Origin of the sequence: Sorangium sp. So ce185, from assembly GCF_051526825.1 — a bacterium.
Taxonomy (GTDB): domain Bacteria; phylum Myxococcota_A; class Polyangia; order Polyangiales; family Polyangiaceae; genus Sorangium; species Sorangium cellulosum_D.
The window spans coordinates 3,056,166-3,076,742 of sequence record NZ_CP150316.1 but is presented as its reverse complement, the minus strand read 5'-3'; the positions used below and the strand labels follow the sequence as shown (position 1 = coordinate 3,076,742).

General features: G+C 70.1%; 15 protein-coding genes. 1 reads left to right on the top strand and 14 read right to left on the bottom strand.

Going from position 1 to position 20,577, the window contains the following annotated elements; genetic code table 11:
* The 7 genes from WMF26_RS11480 to WMF26_RS11450 all read right to left on the bottom strand — a co-directional run bounded on the left by WMF26_RS11480 (window position 1) and on the right by WMF26_RS11450 (window position 7,939).
* Window positions 1-1,419 (bottom strand): DUF692 domain-containing protein, encoded by a 1,419-nt coding sequence (locus WMF26_RS11480; protein ID WP_438000338.1) that lies wholly within the window; start codon window positions 1,417-1,419, stop codon window positions 1-3.
* Window positions 1,398-2,321, bottom strand: a complete 924-nt coding sequence (locus WMF26_RS11475; protein ID WP_438000337.1) for a Rieske 2Fe-2S domain-containing protein — start codon at window positions 2,319-2,321, stop codon at window positions 1,398-1,400. The genes WMF26_RS11480 and WMF26_RS11475 overlap by 22 nt, the downstream gene beginning before the upstream one ends.
* 209 nt (window positions 2,322-2,530) lie before the next feature.
* Window positions 2,531-3,919, bottom strand: a complete 1,389-nt coding sequence (locus WMF26_RS11470; protein WP_438000336.1) for a cytochrome P450 — start codon at window positions 3,917-3,919, stop codon at window positions 2,531-2,533.
* A gap of 216 nt (window positions 3,920-4,135) precedes the next feature.
* Complete coding sequence (locus WMF26_RS11465) at window positions 4,136-6,067, bottom strand: protein kinase domain-containing protein (RefSeq protein WP_438000335.1); 1,932 nt, start codon at window positions 6,065-6,067, stop codon at window positions 4,136-4,138.
* A 254-nt stretch (window positions 6,068-6,321) separates the two neighbouring features.
* Window positions 6,322-6,603: a hypothetical protein gene (locus tag WMF26_RS11460; RefSeq protein ID WP_438000334.1), complete on the bottom strand. Its 282-nt coding sequence runs from the start codon at window positions 6,601-6,603 to the stop codon at window positions 6,322-6,324.
* 193 nt (window positions 6,604-6,796) lie between these two features.
* Window positions 6,797-7,003, bottom strand: a complete 207-nt coding sequence (locus tag WMF26_RS11455; protein WP_061623378.1) for a hypothetical protein — start codon at window positions 7,001-7,003, stop codon at window positions 6,797-6,799.
* Between the two features lie 306 nt (window positions 7,004-7,309).
* Complete coding sequence (locus WMF26_RS11450; RefSeq protein WP_438000333.1) at window positions 7,310-7,939, bottom strand: ABC transporter permease; 630 nt, start codon at window positions 7,937-7,939, stop codon at window positions 7,310-7,312.
* Window positions 7,940-8,327: 388 nt separating this feature from the next.
* Here WMF26_RS11450 and WMF26_RS11445 point away from each other — a divergent pair, with 388 nt between their 5' ends.
* The gene (locus tag WMF26_RS11445) at window positions 8,328-8,981 is read left to right on the top strand and encodes a TetR/AcrR family transcriptional regulator (RefSeq protein WP_438000332.1); all 654 of its coding nucleotides are present in this window, start codon (window positions 8,328-8,330) and stop codon (window positions 8,979-8,981) included.
* A gap of 14 nt (window positions 8,982-8,995) precedes the next feature.
* Here the strand turns inward: WMF26_RS11445 and WMF26_RS11440 are convergent, their stop codons facing one another.
* From WMF26_RS11440 to WMF26_RS11410, 7 genes are all read right to left on the bottom strand, one after another.
* Window positions 8,996-9,976 (bottom strand): alpha/beta fold hydrolase, encoded by a 981-nt coding sequence (locus WMF26_RS11440; protein ID WP_438000331.1) that lies wholly within the window; start codon window positions 9,974-9,976, stop codon window positions 8,996-8,998.
* A 318-nt stretch (window positions 9,977-10,294) separates the two neighbouring features.
* Window positions 10,295-11,404, bottom strand: coding sequence for a WD40/YVTN/BNR-like repeat-containing protein (locus WMF26_RS11435; RefSeq protein ID WP_438000330.1), 1,110 nt, complete (start codon window positions 11,402-11,404; stop codon window positions 10,295-10,297).
* A 5-nt stretch (window positions 11,405-11,409) separates the two neighbouring features.
* Window positions 11,410-11,679 (bottom strand): MoaD/ThiS family protein, encoded by a 270-nt coding sequence (locus WMF26_RS11430; RefSeq protein WP_438000329.1) that lies wholly within the window; start codon window positions 11,677-11,679, stop codon window positions 11,410-11,412.
* 153 nt (window positions 11,680-11,832) lie between these two features.
* Entirely contained in the window at window positions 11,833-13,158 is a 1,326-nt protein-coding gene (locus tag WMF26_RS11425) for an L-fuconate dehydratase (RefSeq protein WP_438000328.1), read from the bottom strand.
* A 155-nt stretch (window positions 13,159-13,313) separates the two neighbouring features.
* Window positions 13,314-13,832, bottom strand: a complete 519-nt coding sequence (locus WMF26_RS11420; RefSeq protein ID WP_438000327.1) for a hypothetical protein — start codon at window positions 13,830-13,832, stop codon at window positions 13,314-13,316.
* Between the two features lie 275 nt (window positions 13,833-14,107).
* Window positions 14,108-16,534 (bottom strand): Hint domain-containing protein, encoded by a 2,427-nt coding sequence (locus WMF26_RS11415; RefSeq protein ID WP_438000326.1) that lies wholly within the window; start codon window positions 16,532-16,534, stop codon window positions 14,108-14,110.
* 115 nt (window positions 16,535-16,649) lie between these two features.
* Entirely contained in the window at window positions 16,650-20,570 is a 3,921-nt protein-coding gene (locus WMF26_RS11410; protein WP_438000325.1) for a hypothetical protein, read from the bottom strand.
* Window positions 20,571-20,577: the final 7 nt, after the last annotated feature.

The following is a 20,577-nucleotide window of genomic DNA, read 5'->3' as shown; positions in this document are numbered from 1 at the left end:
CTATCTTCGCGGCTCGACGATCCGGACATCGGCGCTCGAGCCCATCCCCTTGATCGCCCAGATTACCCGACCTCCGGGCAGCCGTTCCCGCCGAATGAACGGCAGGAGCCTGGGCCGCACGCTCCCGTCGGCCGCCGGCCCGACGAAGCGGGCGCGGAGGAGCAGGCCATCGACGAGCGCCTCGGCCGCGAGGCGCTCGTCGGCCGCCGCCGCGGCGGCGATCCGGAGCGCGTCGGCGACCGCGGCGAGGCGGTGGGCCCGCGGCGACGCCTCGACGCACCGGGCCCCGAGGCGCGCGGCCGCCTCGCGGTGCGACGCGAGCCGCGGCAAGAGCGGGAGCGCGTCGTCGACCCGCTTGCGCTGGAGGATCGCGCGCGATCGCGCGACCTCGTCGGCCGCGAACGGCCGGACGTCGGCCGGCGACGGCGCGCGCGGGGCGGTGAAGAGCTCGGCCACGCGCGCCTGGACCGCGGCGAGCGCCGCGGCGCCGGGGGGCGGATCGGCGGCGGACGCGGGCGGCGACGCGGGCGGCGACGCGGGCGGCGGCGGGGGCGGCGAGCGGCGCGGCGGCGCGGACCGGGCGAGCGCGCGGGCGGTCGCGAGCTCGGCGGCGAGGGCGGCGAAGGGCGGGAAGTCGCCGTCGCGCTCGAGGAGGATCGGGACCGGCCCGGTGGCCGCGAGGACCGCGGCGAGGAGGGCGAAGACCGGCTCGGGGACGGGGTGGGCGTGCGTGTCGAAGTAGAAGCCGTGCTCGCGGGCGCCGCCGGCGACGTGGATCATCGCCACGCGCTCGAGCGGGTACGACCGGGCGAGCGCCCCGGGATCGACGCCGGCGTTGACGGCGTTCGCGTAGACGTTGCCGACGTCGAGGAGGAGGTCGCAGCCGGTGCGGGCGACGACCTCGGCGTAGAAGCTCCCCTCGTCGAGGCTGTCGTCGGGGAAGCGCAGCGTGCGCGCGGCGTTCTCGAGCAGGAGCGGGATGTCCGGGAGCGCCCGCCGGGCGGCGGCGACGTTCCGCGCGACGACGCGGGCCGCCTCGAGCGTGTACGGCAGGGCGGTGAGGTGCCCGATCTCGCGCCCGCCCCCGCGCACGAAGGCGACGTGCTCGCTCACGACCGGGGCCGCGAGCTCGCGGCAGAGCGCCCCGAGGCGGCGGGCGCGATCGAGGTCGACGCCCTCGGCGCTGCCGAGCGAGAGCTTCACCCCGTGGGGCACCACCGGCCAGATGCGCGCGATGGCCGCGGCCTCGCGCCGCGCGGCCGGGCTCGCGAAGCAGGCCTCGGCCACGACCTCGACGAAGTCCACGGCCGAGGGCGCGGCGAGCAGATCCGCGGCGAGCTCGGGGCGGAATCCAACGCCGACGCCGCCGACGCCGCCGACGCCGCCGACGCCGCCGTTCAGAGGAACTGGCTGCTCCATTTGCGGAACGTCATGATGGTCTTCTCGCCGGCGCACAGGACGGGCTGGGGGCGATAGATCTTGTTCTCCCAGATCGGGATGTCCTCCTCGATCTGCCGGCACACCTCGGCGGCGAGGGCGTGGCCGAGGCGCTGCGCGCCGTCGTTGCGCAGCCAGAAGGCGACGCGCACGTCGACGAGCTCCTCGTCGATCGGGGTGACCGCGTTCACGAAGAGGAGCTCGACGATGCCGGTGAAGCGGATCGTCCCGTACCCCATGCCGTGGCCTTCCCAGGTGATCGTGCCGTCGACCACCTGCCCGTTCGGGCCCTTCTGCTTCACCGACGATCGGGATCGGATGATGTGACCGTCGATCTCGATCTCGGTCCGGGGCTGCGCCGGCATGCTGTGCACCACGACGAAGTGGGCCGGGTCCACGATGTTCTCGAGCGTCTCCTGGACGTGCGTCCGGATCCTCCAGCGCTTGCTCATGCCCGGGGACCACTCCGCCGAGCGCGCCTCGGGGAGCGGCGGGATCTCGAACGCCGGGGGCTCGCCCGAGGGCGCGTGGTGGACCAGGATGGCGCCGTCGAGCTCCCGCACCTCCCAGCAGCGGACCCTCGCCTTCGGGGGGATCGTGTCCGCGTACGGGATGTGCACGCACGCGCCCTCGCCGGAGATCACCCATCCATGGAACGGGCACCGGATCCCGCGCTGCTCGACGCGGCCCCCCACCCCGAGGTGGGCGCCCATGTGCGGGCAGTGGGCGTCGAGGACGCGGGCCTCGCCGTCCTGCGTCCGGAACAGCACCAGGTCCTGCCCGAAGCAGCGGAGCGGGAGGGGGCCGCCGGTGGACAGCTCCTCCGCAGAGGCGACCTGGAACCAGCCTTTCGGGAAAGGCGGAAGGGGGATTCGAGCGCTCACGTGGATCTCCTCGGCGCCGCGCCTGTCGTGTTCGCCCGTGCGCTCGTGCGGCGCCGGGGGTGGGGGCGGAGTCGTGCCGGCGGTCGCGGCATGAGCTCACCATCTTACGAGACCCGGGCGCGCCGAGGTACATCCGAGCTCACGCCGGCCTCGCGCGCCCGAGCGGGCAGCCGCGCTCCAGCGAACCGCGCGCTCGGCGGGCGATCCGATCAGGCGGGGTGGAGCGTCATCGTGAGGGCATGGCGCGGCCGGAGGGTGGTGACGGCCTGAGGCGACACCGGGCGACCGGGCACGAGGCGCGTGCGGAGCCGCCGCAGCAGGACGGCGAGGAGGATCTGCGCCTCCATGATCGCGAACAGGTTGCCGATGCACTGCCGCGGTCCGCCGCCGAACGGCATGAACGAGTAGCGCGGGCGGGAGGCCGAGCGCTCGGGCGTGAAGCGCTCGGGGTCGAACCTCTCGGGGTCCTCCCAGAAAGCGGGGTCGTGGTGCATGACGTACTGGCTGACGATGACGGTCGCGCCGGCGCGCACGGGATAGCCGCAGATCTCGTCGTCCTCCTTCGCCACGCGCGGGAGGAGCCAGGAGGGCGGATAGAGGCGCATCGCCTCCTGGATCACCATTTTTGCGTAGTCCATCTTCGCCAGGTCGGCGGCCGTGGGCCGCCGGTCGCCGAGCACCTGCTCGATCTCCGCGCGGAGCTTGCGCTCGACCTCGGGGTGCCCGTCGAGCAGGTAGAAGAGCCAGGTCATCGTGATCGCCGTGGTCTCGTTGCCGGCGATGAACATGGTGACGAGCTCGTCCCGGAGCTGTCGGTCATCCATGCCGGAGCCGGACTCGTCCCGCGCGTGCAGGAGGAGCGAGAGGAGGTCGTCCCGCTCTTCCCCGCTCCGGCGGCGTTCCTTGACGAGGCGCAGGAGGCCCTCGTCGATTTTGGCGAGCGCGCCCCTGAAGGCGCGGTCGCCCGGGATCAAGCGGTCGGGCACGAAGTAGAGGAACATCCTCGCGTTCAGCGCCTGGAACGCGGTGAGGAGCGCGTCGCCGAGGCTATCGGCCTGCCGGGGGGTGATGCTGGCGCCGAACATGGTCGCGAAGATGATGCGCTGGGTGAGCCGCATCATCTCCCTGTCCATGTCGATGACGGCGCCGGTGCGCGCCAGCTGCTCGAGCCGCGGCAGATCGCTCTCGACGACATCGACCATGAGGTCGACCAGGCCCTCGAGCTGCCGCGGCGCGAATAGCGGCTGCATGCGTCGGCGGTTCCGGAGCCATTCGTCGCCGCTGGCCGAGATGAGGCCGTTGCCAAGGAGCTTCCTGAGGGGCTTCCACATCCCGCCTTCCTTGGTGAAGTTGCGCCAGTTGTCGTTGAGGACGTACTGCGCCTGATCGGGGTGCGTCGCCAGGTAGGCGTGGAGGACGCCGAGATCGAGCTCGATGAGCGCGCCCGGGTGCTGCCGCGCGAGCTGGAGGAAGAGGCTGGGCGCGTCGTGCACCAGCCCCGGGAGCAGCCCTACCACCGGATAGCCGCGGGCACGCGCGGCAGGCTTGCGAACCGACGTTGACGCAGCCGTGGACGAGGGATCGAACGTTTCGAGCATGGTCGCGCTCTCCTCTCCCGGAGGAGGCTACACGAGCTCGGTCGCCTGCCCAACCGCGGCTGGGGCGGACGCCCCCGCATGTCCCACGATGCAGCCAAACTGCCGACCAAGGCGGTCAACGCACCGTATCGTGCTCGCATGTGACCGTTGAACCGGCGGTCACGTCCTACGAGCCCACCATCGCTCGAGGTCGATAGAGGTCCTCGCGCGACGACGCTACGGAATCGCGAACGACTGCGACCGGGTGACCGGGCCTCCGGCGAACGGCGGGATCGTCGCGCCGCGGAATATTGAGGTGACACAGGAAGCGACGTCGGTCGCCGCGAACGGCTGACCGACGACGACCGCATGGCCGACGTGTCCATTCGGCGCGAACGTCACCTGCACGACGCCGCTTCCCGTGGGGCCCGTAGCGCGCGCGCAGCTCTTTGCCTTCGCCGCGGCCTCGACCAGGACCCGACGCGCGAACAGGTCGTGGAAGGGCCTTGCCGGCGCCGCCGCCGCCCTCCCCTCAGGCACGGGCACGACCGGCTCCGCGTACACGGGTTCTGCTTCCGGTGTGCTCGGCACGCGAAGCGCAGGGCCGGGAGCGCTCGCCTTGTCCTCGTCGTAGCGGCCGTCCGACGCGACCGGCCGGGGCTGCGGTGTCCTCCGGCCATCCTGCGGTTGCACGGTCGGCTGGCGTCCTTGACCGATGTTCCCGTCCGGGGGAGCGCTCGGCTGCGCGACCATCGCCGCTGAAGGCGGGCGGCGTTCCTCCAGCGCCCGCGGCTCCGTCGACTCACGCTGCTGCGCGGGCGGCGGCTCCGTCGACCCACGCTGCGGCGCGGGCAGCGCCTCCATCGACATGCGCGGGCTCGGCGCCTCCACGTCGCCCCTCGAGGCGGCCCACACGAGCCCGCATCCTCCCAGCACCGCAGCGGCCGCGACGCCCAGGAACCAGGCCCGCGTGGAGGTCACCGGGAGCTGTATCGACTCCTCGGGGGAGATCCTCGGGCCGGAGTCCGTCACCGCGGAGGAATCCGTGACATGCAAAGCGGGCACGCCGGACGCGCGATTCTCGGGCGCGAGAGGCGCCTCGCTCGGCTCGGCCCTCGGCTTGGGACGGAGGTCGACCGTCGCGTGGTCCGAGCCGCGCACCAGACCTGACGTCGCTTCCTCCGGGCGATCATCCTGGCCCGGCGTGGGCGCGTCCTCCGGGGGCGCTGGCGCCGTGGTCGCCAGGCCCAGCACGGAGACCCCGGCCGATCGCTCTCCGGCCGCCGGCGGCTCCATCTCCGGCAGCGACGCGGCCGGCCTCGGCACGCCCGTGATCCGCGCGAGATCGTCCAGCATCTCGTTGACGGACTGGAACCGCTGCGTTCGATCGCGCTCGAGCGCGCGGGCGAAAAACGAATCGATCGCGCGCGGTAGGTCGGGCGCGGCCCGCGTCGGACGTGGCGGTGGATCCACGAGGATCTTCGCAAAGACCGAGCCGAGCTCGTCGCCCGGGAAGGGGAGCTCGCCCGTGATGGCGCGGAACAGGATGACCGCGAGGGACCACAGGTCGCTTCGGTGATCGATGTCTCGCTCGCCCCGCACCTGCTCCGGGCTCATGTAGTAGGGCGAGCCGAGCACTTCGCCCGTGCGCGTCACCTCCGTCATGGGTCGGCCGGAGATGTCCTTGGCGATGCCGAAGTCGAGGATCTTGACGACCTCCTCGTCGTCGACGCGGGCGAGGAAGAGGTTGCCGGGCTTCAGGTCGCGGTGGACGAGGCCGGCTTCGTGCGCGCGGCGCAGGGCCCTGCCCGCCTGCATCAGGATGCGCGTCGCGCTGGACACCGACAGCCGGCGCACGCGCTTGAGACGCGCTTCCAGGTCCTCACCATGAAGCAGCTCCATGACGAGGTAGGGATGGCCGCCGTCGATGCCATGATCCTGGACATGGACGACGTGCGGGCTCTGGAGGTTGGCCGCGATGCGGGCTTCGCGCTCGAAGCGAGCCACGAACGACGGCACGGCAGCCAGCTCGGGGGCCATGAGCTTGACGGCGACGGGAGAGCCGAGCGTGACGTGGCGCGCCACCCAGACCGACCCCATGCCGCCTTGCGAGAGCGGGCGCTCGATCCGGTACTTCCCTCCGATGACGGATCCTGGAGCGATGTGCATGTCTGGCGCCTACTTCTGGTTGCCCTACGTAGGCGAGGGTACATGAACGGTGGGCGAGGAACCAGAATCTCTGCGGAAGGGCGCCTACCCGACTACCCGAACCTGGGTCGGATATCCCGAACCGGCTGCACCATGCCCGCCGAGGTGCGCGCGCGTCACGGCCAGGTCGCTGGAGAGCGAGGTCTCCGGGCACGCTGCGCCCCGCAGCACGGCGTCCACGACGTTTTGTTCAGCCGCCCTTCCGCGGGCGCCGCCTACCAGCAGGTCGGCTGTCCCTGGCAGCAACCGGGCTCCCCGGGCTCGCAGGTCTGTTCGTCGCAGTCCGCCATGCAGGCGTCCCGCTCGCCGGCGCACAGCTCGTAGTCATCGCCGGACTGGACGCAGAGCATGAAGAACCTGGCGCACCGGCCCTTGCAGTTGAGCATGGCCTGGCTCGCCTCGCCCACCTCGCCGTCGGGGGACGGCTCGTCGACGACCTCGACCTGACAGCCGATCAGGGTGAAGCTCACCAGCAGCGACGCGAGAAGGACGGACATGGTTCGTTGGATGACGCGAGTAAACATTCGATTCTCCTCGATGTAGACCGGGCATGTGAAACAGAGATGTCTTTGACGTCGACAGGAGCTCACCTCGAGCGCCCTTTGCGTCGGAGTCGCCCGCAGCTCCCGTCGAGCTACGCGCTCGCGCGAGGGGCCGGCGCAGGCCGCGATCGACGGCCCTTCGCGACGGCTACTCGCAATGGCAAACAGGCGGCGGCCCCAGGGTGCATACGACCTTCTCACCAGGCAGGCAGAAGGGAACGGGCGGCTTCGCTGCGGCGTCGCTCTCGGCGGCGGCCTCGACCACCGCGCCTTCGCTCGATCCGGGCGTGGCGGGGTCGGCATCGCCGACGTGCGCGAGCGGCAGCAAGAACGCGGCAAACAACAGGTGCTTCATGGACAGGCTCCTTCGGGTTGCTGTTCGTCTGGACGCCGACGCGCCGCCCCCTGCGCGCCGAACCACGCGCGACGTGCGTGGCTCGGCGGTCGAAGCGGCGTTGTCGGCGAGAAACGAAGCGGTCGGCGAAGGAACCAGCAATCGTCATGCCGCGGCGGGCGGGCCGGGCGACCGTCGGCGAGCTCCCGCGTTTGCTCCGAAAACGAGGCCAATCGCTCGCCTGAGCCACGGAGATGAGCGCGAGGCTGGCGAGCCCCCTGCCTCTCCAGAGGAGACACCTGTTCCTCCCAAGGAACAGCCGGGGGGTCAGCGCTGCGCTTGCTTCGCGAGCGCGGTCAGGCGACGGCCCTCGAGGACCGAGGCGACGGCGTAGCCGCCGCCGCCGGCGATGGAGAGGACCCAGAAGAGGCCGGGAGCGCCGAGGAAGAGCGCCGCGGTGGAGGTCAGGGCGAGCCAGGTGCCGAGCCCGTAGTGCAGCAGGTTGCGGCGGACAGCGCCTTCGCCGAGGTAGATCAGGCCGACGACGAAGCCGGAGCCGGTGGGCCAGAGGATGGTCTGCAGGTCCGGCATGTCGAGGGTGTACGCGAGGCCGGTGATGGCGAGGAACAGCGCGGTGAAGGCGCTGACCCACGAAGCGCCGAGCAGCTTGCCGGACAGGGCGTCGGCCCCGCTCGCGCCGCGCTGGGCGCGCGCGGCGGCGAGGGTGGCGTAGACGGTGCCGACCGCGAGCCCCGTTCCCAGGAGCGCCATGGGCAGCCAGCCGGGCAAGGCGAGCAGGGGGCTGGCTCCCTTGGAGAGCGCGGCGGCGCCGTGGCCGAGCGCGTAGGCAAGCCCGAAGCTGATGTAGATCGCGCGGTTGTCGACCTCGCCCACGGGAAGCGCGGGGACGGCAGCGGTGGTGGTGGCGGCGAACAGGGTCGGGGTGGCGGCGGACATGATGGGAACCTCCGGGTCATGGGGGCGAGCCGAGAACGGCGAGCCGTTGAAAGACAACGCGACGCCATCGGCATCGACTTACATGTGTAAGCTTATTATCGTCACCTAACGGTTGTCAACTTAACTCGGCGAGAAAATCGCTCCGGTGCGCGGAGGGTGTCGGGGCGTGACGCGAAGCAGCTGGCCCGCGCCCCCTCGCTGGGGCTGAGGTCCGCCTTCTCGGGCCGCAAGACGACGAGCCCACGGACCGGAGCCAGAGCGCAGGGTCACGGCCGCTCGTCGCCGCCGTCGAGCAGGTCCGCCGACCCTCCTCATATGTAATGATTCTTACGTTATCGTCAGCCCGCAAGGGCTAACATCGATAAGTTTTTGGGTGTAAGGTAACACCATGAGAGACAGCGGAACGGCGGCGTCGGCCGCACCGAAACCGGCCCGCGACCGCAACCGCCGCGGCGAGGGCGCCCGCCTGCGCGACGACATCGTGGCCGCGGCGGTCGCGCTGCTGGACGAGGCCGGCGACGAACGCGCCATCACGCTGCGATCGGTGGCCCGCCGGGTCGGGATCGCCGCGCCCTCGATCTACCCCCACTTCCCCGATCAGCCGGCGATCATGCTGGCCGTCGTGCAGCAGGCCTTCGCCGAGCTCGAGAGCAACCTGCGCCGCGCCGCGGAAGAGGCCGGCGACGATCCACGAGAGCGGCTGTACGCCGTCTGCAACGCCTATCTGGAGTTCTCCCGGACGCACCCAGAGCGCTATCGCACCATGTTCGGTGGCCTCTGGATGCCCACGCTGGGCGACAGCTCCCTGACGGAGCGGGACCTGACCACGCTCGGCGAGGGAGCCCTGAAGCTCCTCGTCGACGCCCTCGGCGGCTGCGTCGCCGCCGGCTGCTCCGCCAGCGCCGACCCCGCCGCCGACGCGATCGCGCTGTGGCTCGGCCTGCACGGGCTCGCACACCAGCGCGCCGTGACCCGCATCTTCCCCGGGCCCGCCGACATCGCCGAACGGATGATCTCCGCGCTTGCGCGCCTCAACCCCTGAGCGGGCGGCGCGGCTCAGCAGCCGAGGAAATCGAGCACATCCTCGTTGAACTTCTCGGGGTTCTCGACCCACATGAAGTGGCTGCCCCCCTCCTCGGCGCTGAAGATGATGAGCTCCGCGCCGGGGATCTGGTCGGCGACCCACTGCTGGGAGATGGGGCTGAAGATGCTGATCTCGCCCCCGACCACGAGGGTGGGCACGTCGATCCGCGGGATCACGTCCCGCCAGTCCTGCGCGGCCTGGTCCACGAGCAGCTTGGCCGCGTACTCGCGCGGGAGCTTCAGGTTCTCCTCGACGATGGCGGCCAGCCGATCCGCCGGAAAGTCGGGGCTGAAGAGGCTCGCCACGAGGCCCTGGGTCGTGGCGAGCCCGTCGGGGCCGCGCAGCGCGGCGGCCGTGTCGTAGAGCGACTGCGGCGTGAACAGGGACCCTGCCTCGACCTTCTCCTCCTCGGACCAGTCGGGCCAGGCCGTCATCGCCGGGCCCACGTCGACCAGGATCAGCCGATCCAGGTACTGCCCACCGTAGTTGTCCCAGTAGCTATAGAGCACGCCGCACCCCATCGAGTGCCCGAGCGCGGTGACGCGCTTGAGCCTCATCCCGCGGAGGAACTCGTGGAGATCCGCGCTGAAGCGCGCCATGCGATAGCCGTGGTCGACCTTCTCCGACTCGCCGTGGCCGCGCCAGTCGAGCACGATGACGTGGTAGTGCTCCGCGAAGGCGAGGATCTGCGTCCGGTACAGCGCCGCCGACTGGGACCACCCCGGCAAGAGGAGCAGCGGCTCGCCTCGGCCCGCCTCCAGGTAGTTGAGCGCGACGCCGTCGCTGGTCGTGAAGGTCCCGGAGCGGATGCGCGGGCGCGGCGCGGCGGACGCCTCTCCGCCGAGCAAGCTCGCGGCGGCCAGCCCCGCGCCGAGGCCCACCGCCTGCTTCAGCACCTGGCGGCGCGTACGGTCCGAGCGGGACGAAGGTGCTCCTTGCTTCTTGTCGGTCATGACTCTCGATCTCCACTGCAGGCCGCGCGAGCACGAGGCTGCCCCCCGGACACAGCGCCGCCACTGCAAAAGAAAGCTCTCGACACGACGGCAGGGACGTCGGAAGTGACGACCTTTGCCGGCGCGCCACCGGGCAAGATGCACACGAGTGGGCCGCCGCGGCAAGGAGGGAAATGCTCTTTACCAAAGAAACGTAAACAAACCTCCGACACCGGCGCTCGCCATGAGTCTGGCGGTCTGGCCAGCTGCGCCGGAGGGGCGGCTGGGTCATCCGTCATCCGCCATCCTCCATCCGCCATGCACGCGCATCGCCGCGCGTCAGGCCATGAACCGGACGCAGTAGATCGGCGGGAGATGGGTGGAGATGGCCTGCCACGAGTCGCCCTGATCCTCGGTGATCCAGAGCGAGCCTGTGGTGGACCCGAAGGCGAGGCGATCGCCGCTGTCGTCGATGTCGAGGGCGTGCCGGAACGTGAGGTCGTACGCGTGGCGCTGCGGGAGCCCGTCGCGGAGCACGTCCCAGGTCTCGCCGCCGTCGCGGGTGCGGGACACGACGACGCTCGCGCCGACGGGCACGCGCGTCTCGTCCTTCTGCGCGGGGACGAGCCACGCGGTGTCGGGGTCGCGCGGGTGGACGGCCACGGCGAAGCCGAACGTCGAGGGGGTCGCGCTCGGGACGTCGCGCCACAGGGCGCCGCCGTTCGTGCTGCGGAAGACGCCGTTGTGGTGCTGGGCCCAGAGGTGGTCCGGCCGCGCGGGACAGGCGACGACGCGGTGCGGATCCTGGATGGCGGGGTCGTCCCGGCGCTCGGGCGGCATGTACGCGGCGTACATGCCGGTGCCGCGCAGCGCCCACGAGGCGCCGTCGTCCTCGGTCTGCCACACGCCGCCGGACGACACGCCGATCGTGACCCGGCCCGGGCGCGAGGGGTCGACGCAGATCGAGTGGATCCCCGGCAGATCGGCGCCGCCGCCGAACCACTCCCTGCGCTTCGGGTGGTCCCAGAGCGACCGCACGAGCGTCCAGGAGGCGCCGCTGTCGTCGGACCGGAACAGGCCGCCCGGGATCGTGCCGCAGAAGAGCGTGCCCGGCTGGCTCGCGTGGGCCGCCTCGAGCGACCAGACCTGCTGGAGGCGCCAGGGCCACGGCTGCCCGTCGGGCAGGGAGTCGGCCTCGCCCTCGGGCTGCTGCGGATAGGCCGGCGTGGGGAGCTCCTCCCAGGTCTCGCCGCGATCGCGCGAGCGGCGCAGCTTCGCGCCGAAGTGGCCGAGCCCGAGCGCGGCGTAGATCGCGCCGTCCCGCGCGTCGGGCAAGACCATCGGGACAGCGTCCCCGAGGAACGACACCTGGGCGATGTCCCACCCGGCGCTACCGCGGTCGATCCGGAACAGGCCTTTGCGGGTCGCGACGAGCAATGAGTTCATCATGGTCCCTATCCTCCGGAGAGCGCCTGCATGACGTAGAGGCTCGTCCCGCCGCGCACCGGCTCGCTCAGGCCGGCGCGATCCCTGAGCTGCTGGCCATCGACGAAGATCACGACGTGCTTGCGGAGCGCGCCCTGCTCGTCGAGCACGTAGCCGCGCACGCGCGGGTGCAGCGCGAAGTAGCGCTCCAGCGCCTCGCGCACCGTCCCGCCGTCGACCTCGAGCGCGGGACATTCCACGTGTCTTGCCAGGTTCTGCGTGAAGGTGATCTGCGCCATGCCGCGTGCTCGCGCGCGGAGCCCGCCGCGCGCCCCTGCTCGGGCGGCATGGTCGATCTGGACGGAGGACGATGCAAGCCCCACGGCGGGGCCCGGCCGCCCGTGACGGCGATCACAGCGAGGCCGCGCCGCCCGTCAGGACAGGCGGCCCGTTCAGGGCATCACGGACGCCTGCCGTTGCCTCACCCACGCTTCTCCGAACGGGAACTCGAACCTCTCGAGCGACTCGGGCCGCAGGGTGACGCTGCATCCCGCCGCGCTGGGCGGCATGTAACGGCCAGCCTCGATCACGACCGGATCGACGAAGTGCTCGTGGAGGTGGTCGACGTGCTCCAGGACGCGATCCTCCAGCGACGCGCTCACGCAGATGTAATCGAAGAGCGAGAGGTGTTGCATGATCTCCGGCAGGCCGACCCCGCCGGCGTGAGGGCAGACCGGGACGCCGAACTTGGCCGCCATGAGCAGCACGGCGAGCACCTCGTTGACGCCGCCCAGCCGGGCGCCATCCACCTGGCAGAACCGGATGGCGCCGGTCTGGAACAGCTGCTTGAACATGACCCGGTTGTGGGCGTGCTCTCCCGTCGCCACGCCGATCGGCGCGATCGCCCTGGCGATGGCGGCGTGGCCGAGGATGTCGTCGGGGCTCGTGGGCTCCTCGATCCACCACGGATCGAACGCGGCGAGGCGCTGCATGCTGGCGATCGCCTGGTCCACGTCCCACACCTGGTTGGCATCCATCATGAGCCTGCGGTGCGCCCCGATCTCCTCACGGAGGATCTGCGCCCGGCGGATGTCGTCGTCGAGGTTCGCGCCGACCTTCATCTTGAAATGGGAAAAGCCGCGCGCGAGCCCCTCGCGGCACAGGCGGCGCAGCTTGGCGTCGGAGTAGCCGAGCCACCCCGCGGACGTCGTGTAGGCGGGGAAGCCGCGCTCTCGCATCTCTCGCTCCCGCGCGCCGCGGGTCGGCGCGCTCCGGCGGAGGATCTCGAGCGCCTCGTCGGGGCCGAGCGCATCCGTGATGTAGCGGAAGCTCACGCAGCGGACGAGCTCCTCGGGGGTCATGTCCACGAGCAGCTTCCAGAGCGGCTTGCCCGCCGCCTTCGCCCGCAGATCCCAGGCGGCGTTGACGATGGCCGCCGTCGCCAGGTGGATGACCCCCTTCTCGGGGCCGATCCAGCGGAGCTGGCTGTCGCCGGTGATCTCGTCCCAGAATGCCCCCGAGTCGGCCGTCACGTCGGCGAGGCGCCTGCCCACGACGAACGGCCGGAGCGCGCCGATCGCCGCCACGCAGAGCTCGTTGCCGCGGCCGATCGTGAAGGTCAGGCCGTGGCCTTCCAGCCGCTCCGGGCTATCGGTCTCGAGCACGACGTAGGCCGCCGAGTAGTCCGGCTCGGGGTTCATGGCGTCCGATCCGGCGAGAGAGCGCGAGGTCGGAAAGCGGATATCGCGGGCGACGACATCGGTGATACGGACGGACATAGGCCCCCTTCGAAGACCGCGCCGGACAGCGCGCGTGGCCCTCGCCGGTTAGATGCCGGCGCAGCGCGAGGGGGGCGGTCACGAGCGGCGCGGGCGCCGGGATCGCAGCGACGATCGGTCATGCGCCCGGGGCAGCGCGTCGAGGCGAGCGCCGGTCATTCGCAATTCCAGCCGCCACCGGTCACGCGCAAGCCCGCGGCGCAAGCCCATCGCTCCTCCGTGAGGGCCTTGTAGACGCAGGACAGCGATTTCTCGTCGAGATCGAACGCATCGGTCCCGATGGCGCAGCCCACCGCGTCGAACATGACCCCGATCGCGCCGCCGCACGGGAAATTGGGGACGAGGCACTCGTTCCCGATCTCCTCCACGCGCTTCGCTGCCACCTCGGCGGAGATGCCTGAATCTTCGCAGAACACCGGGCGCTCCTCGCAGGCCGGGCGGCCATCGAGCGGGATAGGCTTGTAATCCCAGTCGGTGACGATGACCCCACCGACGCCAAAGCCCCCGAGATCGTCCCGGCCTCCCGTGCCGCCCGAGCCTCCGGCGCCGTCCGAGACGTCCCGGCCCCCCGCGCCGCCGGCGCCGCCGGTGCCGGGGCCCGACGCCGGGTCGCTGGTGGCGCAGCCGAGAGAGATCACGAGCCCAAGGACAAGGAATCGCTGTTTCGATTGCATGGCCAGAGCATAGGCGCTTCCGTGGAGAGCACAACACGACTCTTCGGGTTCAGCTCTCGGCTGCCGCGAGGCGCTCGGCAGTCGCCCCGCGCCGCCGGCGAGCTCGAGGCGCTGCGCCACGAGGGACAGCCGCTCGCACGACACGGCGACGTCGATCACGTCGACGATCGCGCCGCCGAGCCGGAGGAGCGCGAAGCGGCGCGCACCACCTCGCGCTCGGGCGCCGGCCGCGCGGCGAAACGGGCGCCACCGCACGACCAGGCGAGGATAGCCCGTCAAATGGAAGCGCAAGCTTTGAGATGGGGGAGCAGAAGGTGGCCAATCTGCTCGCCGAGGCAGTGGGCCAGGAGCAGCTCATGCTCGGGCTTCCAGGCCTCCCGGGCGGAGGCTTCCGCTTCGAGGTGGGCGGTGCTGATGAGGCGCAGATCGAGGCCCAGCCGGCCGATCACACGGCCGTCGGGAGCGAACAGGTACGCGTCGTGGACCTCGCCCGGGCGAGCCAACCCGGGCGTGACAGCTACACGGAACCGCGCGAATACCGCATTACCGGAGCGGATCCAACCGTCCACGACCGCGCCAGGAGCGATGGCGTCTGCGGGGCCGAGGTCGAGGCTCTTGTCGAGGCGGACGTTCCAGACGAGGCGCGCGCTGGGCTCGAGCTCGAGGGTGCGGGGTGTCTGCAGGCCGTCGAAGCGCAAGCTGCGCAGGCAGGCGTCGACGGCCGGTCGGGGACCGGCCGGGAGAGGCGTGTCGAGCAACTCCAGATCGGCCAAGCCGAGCACCAGGCGATCCCCCAGGGGGTCACCCTCTGGCGCCACGCGCCAGCCTTGGGCGGCGTGGCTGCGCAGGAAGCGCCCAAAGTCGCGCACGATGTAGTATTCGAGCGCGGAGGCGTGTGGATCCCAGTCTCCTTGCTGGAGCAGGCAACCCGGGCCGACGGGTGAGGCCGGGGGCAAGGGCTTGCCTCCGCGATAGACCCGGTAGGCACTGAGCGCCTGGGCGCGCGCCCGGGACCGGTCCACGTGGCGGAGCAGGCGTGGGAACTCGGCGTGCGGATGGCCGATCAGGCCGCGGGCTGGCGGCACGATCATCTCGAGCGTCGTCACCACCGCCCGCGTCACCGCCAGGCTCTGGGTGGGGTCGACCGATTCGGGCTCGACGGCCACGAAGACCTCGGGCCCGCCCACGTAATAGGCCACGCGGTCGCGTTCCCACCCTTCGACCAGCAGGTCGTACACGGTCCGCTGCGCGTCTTCGGGATTCGCAGGGCTGGAGTCCACCCGTACGACGTCGAGGGCGACGTCTCGGGTCCCCTGCCGTGCGGCCAGGACGACTCCCGGTCGAAGCCGGCAAACCCCCTTCTCGGTGATGGTCGGCAGGCCATCGATCAGCGTCCAGGGTTCGGCCGCCGCGATGCGGGGACCGGCGGTCGAGGCGCAGCGGAACGGGTGGCCGTCGGTCGCCCAGAGATCGAGGTCGTTGATCCGGTGGAGCGTGCGGGTCCCGCGCGGCGGTTTTTCGACGAGGACGACGCGTCGGGGGCCCCTGTCGGTCGCCAGGAGGTCGCCGTTCTCGATGGTCTCGATGCCCTGGGTGGAGCCGTCGGCCATGAGGACCTGGGTGCCCGCGGAGAAGCAGCAGCCGCTGTCGTGGGGCACATACCAGTTGAGGGATCCCCATTGCGTGAGGCTGACCGCATAGCCGTTCGATTCGCTCGGGTACGTCACCGAGGGGTAGCTGCTGCCGGTGTAGGTGGTCATCTTCTCTTCCGGCATGGAAGCGGCGATGCCGGCACTGGCCTGAGGCAGCACGTCTGCGCCGGTCAAGGCCGGGAACCAGCTGGTGTAGCCGCCGCTCCGCCAGCTGACGGCCTGCACTTCGGCAGGCACTTGCAGGCCGTTCTGCTGATATCGGGTGATGGCGCCGTCGACGTCGGGCAGCCCCAGGGCGTCGAGGACCACCCAAAGATTGTAGAGGAACCACGTCGCCGCATTGGCGCTATCGCCGCCCATGGCCAGGGCCTGGTTGATGTCGGCGGTGAACTGGCCGCGGGAAATGGCTTGGTCGAGCAGCGTGGCTGCCGCGCCGGACTGGCCGGCGCTGACGATGGCGGCGAAGGCGCTGGCCGTGCTGGCGTAGCCACTCGTGAGAACCGGGAGGTAGCTGGCGGTGAGCGCCCCACGGAACGCGCTGTTGCCGTTGTCGAGATCGGTGGAGAGCTTGCCGCCATCGAGGCTGACGGACACCTCGCGACGAACCCCGTCCGTCAGGACCGTGACCCCGAAAGAACCCCACCAGCTGGGATTCAGAGATGATTGGGAAGCCTGAACCTTGGCCAGGATCAGCCCCGCGAGGCTGCTCTGACCAACGCCGCCGTAGAAGGCGTCGCGATAGCCGGAATAGGGCCCTCGATAGTAGTAGATGGAGAGATAGTAAGCATACCACGGACCGGATTCGTCCGGGTGCGGGGCGACGGCGTTGTTGGGCAGGTAGACCGCCAGCAGGTTGGCCAGGGCGCCACGGTGGACGGCCTCCATCGCCATGTCGCCGTAGTAAGGCAGGGCGTCGACGAGGGCGTCGACCCGGCGGCTCAGGTCAGGATCGCCCGCCGCGGCTGGGGCCCGACGGCCGTCGGCAGCTGCATCGATGCCAGCGGTCAGGTCTCGCGCAAACCGTTGTTGATATTCGGGATAGGTGGGCATGGCTCTCGGAAGGTAGGAGATTGGTGGGGCACGGGCTGGTTCATGGCCCGGACATGCACCGCCCCCCCTCTTCGAGAGGAGGGCGGTGCGGGTCGAGGAGCACACCGAGCGCGCTCTACGAGACGGTGATCACGAAGTCCGCATGGTCATTACCCAGATCATTCGTCGCCGTGATCGTCATCGGCCGTTCGAGGGCCGCGCTGGCCGCGCGACCGTTGGGGCTGAGCTTGCCGGTGGCATCGTCGAAGTCGAGGAAGTCCGGCAGGGAGCCGCTCAGGGTGTATTTCAGCGGCGAGCTCGGGTAGGTGCCGAAGTTGGGCCCGAAGGACTGAGAGGTGGAGGGGGTGGTGTTCACCAGGAACCTCGGGTTGACCATCGACATATAGTTGGGCTGCAGGCCGGCCATGGAGAGGAGGAAGTCAGTGGCTCGATCGCGGCTCCAGGCGAGCGTGTTGCCCTGGAGGACGAGCTGGCCCGACGCCTGGCTGGGCGAATAGTCGCCGTTTGCGTCGGGCAGTACCGGCTGGAGGTAGATCTGCATGGACGCGAGGGCGGTGGCGCCGTTGTCGGTCTGGGTGGTGGTGACGCCGCCGGCGGTGTTGCAGAGCCACATCTGCGTCGTGACGGTCGGGCCGCCGCTCGACCTGGGCGGGTTGGCCTTGGTCACCTTGGGCTGGAACGACACGCTGTTGTCGCTCATCAGGCTGAGCAGCAGGCTGACGGGCGCCTTGCCCTGCGCGGGCTGCACCTGGGCGCAGATTTGCGTCAGGCCGAAGCCGTCCGCGGCCGAAGCCCAGACGCACGAGGGCATGTAGTTGGGCGTGCCCAGGGCGATCGTGCCGTCGCCGTTGGCGAGCAAGGCCTGCGCCCCGACGGTGAGCTGGAAGCCCATCATGAGCAGGTGCGTGCCGGAGCGGGCGTAGGAGGTGGCGTAGTCGATGGCGCCGCACTGGGTGGCCACGTAGAAACCGGCCGGCCTCACGTAGTCGTCCACGAACTGCTTCACCGGGTCAGGCGGAGTCTGGAACATTTCCCAGATCATCAGGGCGACCCCCACCAGGGCGGCGATGATCGCCAGCGGGCCGGCCACCGCCACCATGGTGGCGAAAACACCGGTCGCCCCCTCGACGATGAACCAGCCCCCGACGACCGCGAAGAGCGAGAGCGCGCCGCTGACGAGGTTGCAGATGTCGGCCCCCAGGGCCAGGCCGGACTCCCCGGTGGCGATGAAGTAGATGCTGAGGCCCATGCCCGCGAGGATCAGCACCGGCCCGACCCGCGTGGCGATGAACTCGTCGAGGTTCCGGCCGAAGATCTTGGTCGTCCAGCTGACTTGCGCCGCCTCGTCTTCGCCGAAGAGGCCGACGCGGGCGAGCCTGGCCATGGCCTCGCGCTCGGCGTAGCTGCCGGCGGTGTCGCCGATCCAGCGCGCCATGTTGTTGGAGACCTGCATCATGGCGTCGTTCATCACGGCGGTCTCCGCTTCGCCGCTGCCGATGACCTTGAAGATGCTCGCGAAACGCTGGTATGTGGTGAGCCCCTCGGCGCTGTAGATGGCGTATACCCGGACGCCGCGCGTGACCACGGCCGAGATCATCTGCAGACCGAACTGGCAGGTCTCGAGGATGAGCTCGGCCTTCTGCCCGGCGTCGAGCTTGTCCCACTGCTTGTACTCGCGGATCATGTTGAACACGGCGAGCATGTTGAGGCCCGTCAGCACCATCGTGCCGAAAACGCTGCTGTACTTCGACAGGCGCGGGTAATTCGTCTCGAACCACTTGACGAAGCGGTTGGCGACGTAGGGCAGCGCCAGGGCCTCGTCGATGCTCTCCGCGATCGTGCGCAGAGCCGCGAGGGAGTTCTTCAGGATCTCGTCGGCATCCTCCTCGTCGAGGATCGCCTGGATCTGCACGGCGGCGGCGGCGATGTCCTTGTTCTCGCTATTGATGTTCTGCTTGACGAACTCCTGCAGGTATTCTTTGAACAGGTTGAAGTCGTCAGCGTCCCCTGTGAAGCCATACATGCTCGGGAGGATGTTCGTGCACATGAAGGTGTTGATCGCCTCGTTGTACTTCCGGGCGAAGTAGCCGGAGGGGTCGAGCGCGGTCAGCACGGTGATGTTTTGCTGGAACAGGCGGGTCAGCGTGGTGCCGTCGGTCGAGCCGGTGTTGACGCCGAGCTGGATCGCGATGTTGGCCAGGATGGCGGGCGCCGTGTTCCAGGTGTAGTACGCGAAGGCCCAGTAGAGCTTGTTCGTCTTCGCATAGAGCCCGGCCTCGCCCACCTGGTCCTCCAGCTTCTGCTTCATGTCGGCCGGAGACGCGTCATTCGCCACCACGTTCCGCTCGATGTCTTGCACGCTGAGCTTCACCTGGGCGTCGATGGTCGGCTCATAGGCCCCGGCGTTGTCGATCTGGTCGGCCAGGTAATCGTTGATGAGCGGGTTGCGCTGGGCCCACCGGTAGGTGAACAGCAGCTGGCTGTGGGCTTGGTAGACGGGAGCGTTGGCGACCTCCTGCTGCAGCCACGCGCCGGCGCGCGGGCCGTTCATGTTCTTGCAGTTCTCGTTCGAGCCGCCGGACATGCCCTGCGTCATCACGGCGGTACCGAGCGATTGATACCAGCTCACCGGATCGTCCACCCCTTTGACGGGCGTGTGCGCGACCCGGGTGAGCTCCGCGTTCAGGGTGGGCTTGGGCGTGCTGGGGAACAGCAGCTGCCAGATCGAGTCCGGCACGAAGGAGTTCATGATCGTGCCGAGGTCGTCGCGGACGGCCTTCTGGACGACGTCTTCCCAGGCGCCCTTGTCGTTCTGGCCAAAGGGCGTCATCGCCAACAGCCCCTGGATGGTCAGGTTGAGGTCGGCCATCGCGCCCGCGTGGCTCTGCGCGGCCCGGAGGACCCGCGGGTGAAGGTCGCGGTGCTCGCCGAGGGCGCGCAGCGTCTGGGCGGCGTCGAGGCGCTGGGCCCCCAAGCCCTCCGGGGACTCCGCGCTGCCGCCGTGCGAGGCAAAACGCAAGCTACCGCGCTCGGGCAGTCCGAGGCGCTCCTGGTGCTCGGGCGAGAGCCCCTGCCAGTAGAGCGTGTCGGCGTCGGCTCGACACCTGGCGACCGCCTGGCCGTCCACGTGGAGCTTCCCGTGGAAAACGCCGAAAGGCGCCTTGTCGCCCGCGGTCTGGTAATACCCGGACACGGACGGCAGCACGCGGGCCCCCTGCACGCCGATCAGCTGGCCCTTGGGAGCGATGTTGTTGATCTCCATGGCGCCGTCGATGGTGGAGGCGGAAGCGTCCTCGATCGCCTGGAGCCAGTAGGGATAGACGCTCTTCGGACCTGTGGATGGACCAGAGTCCTGCGGCGGATCGATCTCCGACTTGAAGACGAGGTTCCAGATCATCCTTCCCTGAGGGTCGACGCCCAGCTTGAGGCTCGCCAGGAAGGAGCCGACCACGGGATCCCACGGGAGGTCGCCCGTCTCATCGTCTGCGAACTCGAAGGTGAAGCTGGGCGGCAGGATGGGGCTCTCCTGCGTGACCGTGTAGGTGAGGAGCAGGCGGTCTTGCACCCATGCGGCGTTCTTCCAGGCGGCGGAGCTCGGATCCCAGTGAAAGCCGACCACCTTGTCGCCGTCGGTGATGTAGGTGGCGCCGCACTTTTCGGCCACCGCGCAGCGGAACTGCGCTTGCGCCCCGCCGGTGACCGAAACGGGCCCTGCCTTGGTCGAAAGCACCCCGACGGCGCCGCGGGTCCGTTGGGCCAGGTGGAGCTCGCCACCCCCGTCGTGATCCGTCCAACGCAGGATGCGGTCGTGCGCGTCGAACGACCACGCTTCGCGGGGGAGCGGGACCTGGTCGATGAAGAGCTGGTCGTAACCGCGGTCGAGGGGATTCGAGCGGATGAGGGTAACGAAGCTGGGAATCTGGCCTTCAGGGTTATTCGGAGTCTCCATCCGGCGAAGGCGGAGGTTGACGACGTCCTCAGGACGAGCGGAGAGGCGTTCCTTTTGCTTCGTGTTGGACGGATCACGGCGAATCATTGAAAAC

What these genes read in the sequence shown, in the direction of transcription:
- WMF26_RS11415 (WP_438000326.1), bottom strand. Translation starts at nt 16,534, where the DNA reads ATGCCCACCTATCCCGAATATCAACAACGGTTTGCGCGAGACCTGACC.
- WMF26_RS11460 (WP_438000334.1), bottom strand. Translation starts at nt 6,603, where the DNA reads ATGTCCGTCCTTCTCGCGTCGCTGCTGGTGAGCTTCACCCTGATCGGC.
- WMF26_RS11425 (WP_438000328.1), bottom strand. Translation starts at nt 13,158, where the DNA reads ATGTCCGTCCGTATCACCGATGTCGTCGCCCGCGATATCCGCTTTCCG.
- WMF26_RS11420 (WP_438000327.1), bottom strand. Translation starts at nt 13,832, where the DNA reads ATGCAATCGAAACAGCGATTCCTTGTCCTTGGGCTCGTGATCTCTCTC.
- WMF26_RS11440 (WP_438000331.1), bottom strand. Translation starts at nt 9,976, where the DNA reads ATGACCGACAAGAAGCAAGGAGCACCTTCGTCCCGCTCGGACCGTACG.
- WMF26_RS11435 (WP_438000330.1), bottom strand. Translation starts at nt 11,404, where the DNA reads ATGATGAACTCATTGCTCGTCGCGACCCGCAAAGGCCTGTTCCGGATC.
- WMF26_RS11455 (WP_061623378.1), bottom strand. Translation starts at nt 7,003, where the DNA reads ATGAAGCACCTGTTGTTTGCCGCGTTCTTGCTGCCGCTCGCGCACGTC.
- WMF26_RS11465 (WP_438000335.1), bottom strand. Translation starts at nt 6,067, where the DNA reads ATGCACATCGCTCCAGGATCCGTCATCGGAGGGAAGTACCGGATCGAG.
- WMF26_RS11445 (WP_438000332.1), top strand. Translation starts at nt 8,328, where the DNA reads ATGAGAGACAGCGGAACGGCGGCGTCGGCCGCACCGAAACCGGCCCGC.
- WMF26_RS11470 (WP_438000336.1), bottom strand. Translation starts at nt 3,919, where the DNA reads ATGCTCGAAACGTTCGATCCCTCGTCCACGGCTGCGTCAACGTCGGTT.
- WMF26_RS11450 (WP_438000333.1), bottom strand. Translation starts at nt 7,939, where the DNA reads ATGTCCGCCGCCACCCCGACCCTGTTCGCCGCCACCACCACCGCTGCC.
- WMF26_RS11430 (WP_438000329.1), bottom strand. Translation starts at nt 11,679, where the DNA reads ATGGCGCAGATCACCTTCACGCAGAACCTGGCAAGACACGTGGAATGT.
- WMF26_RS11410 (WP_438000325.1), bottom strand. Translation starts at nt 20,570, where the DNA reads ATGATTCGCCGTGATCCGTCCAACACGAAGCAAAAGGAACGCCTCTCC.
- WMF26_RS11480 (WP_438000338.1), bottom strand. Translation starts at nt 1,419, where the DNA reads ATGGAGCAGCCAGTTCCTCTGAACGGCGGCGTCGGCGGCGTCGGCGGC.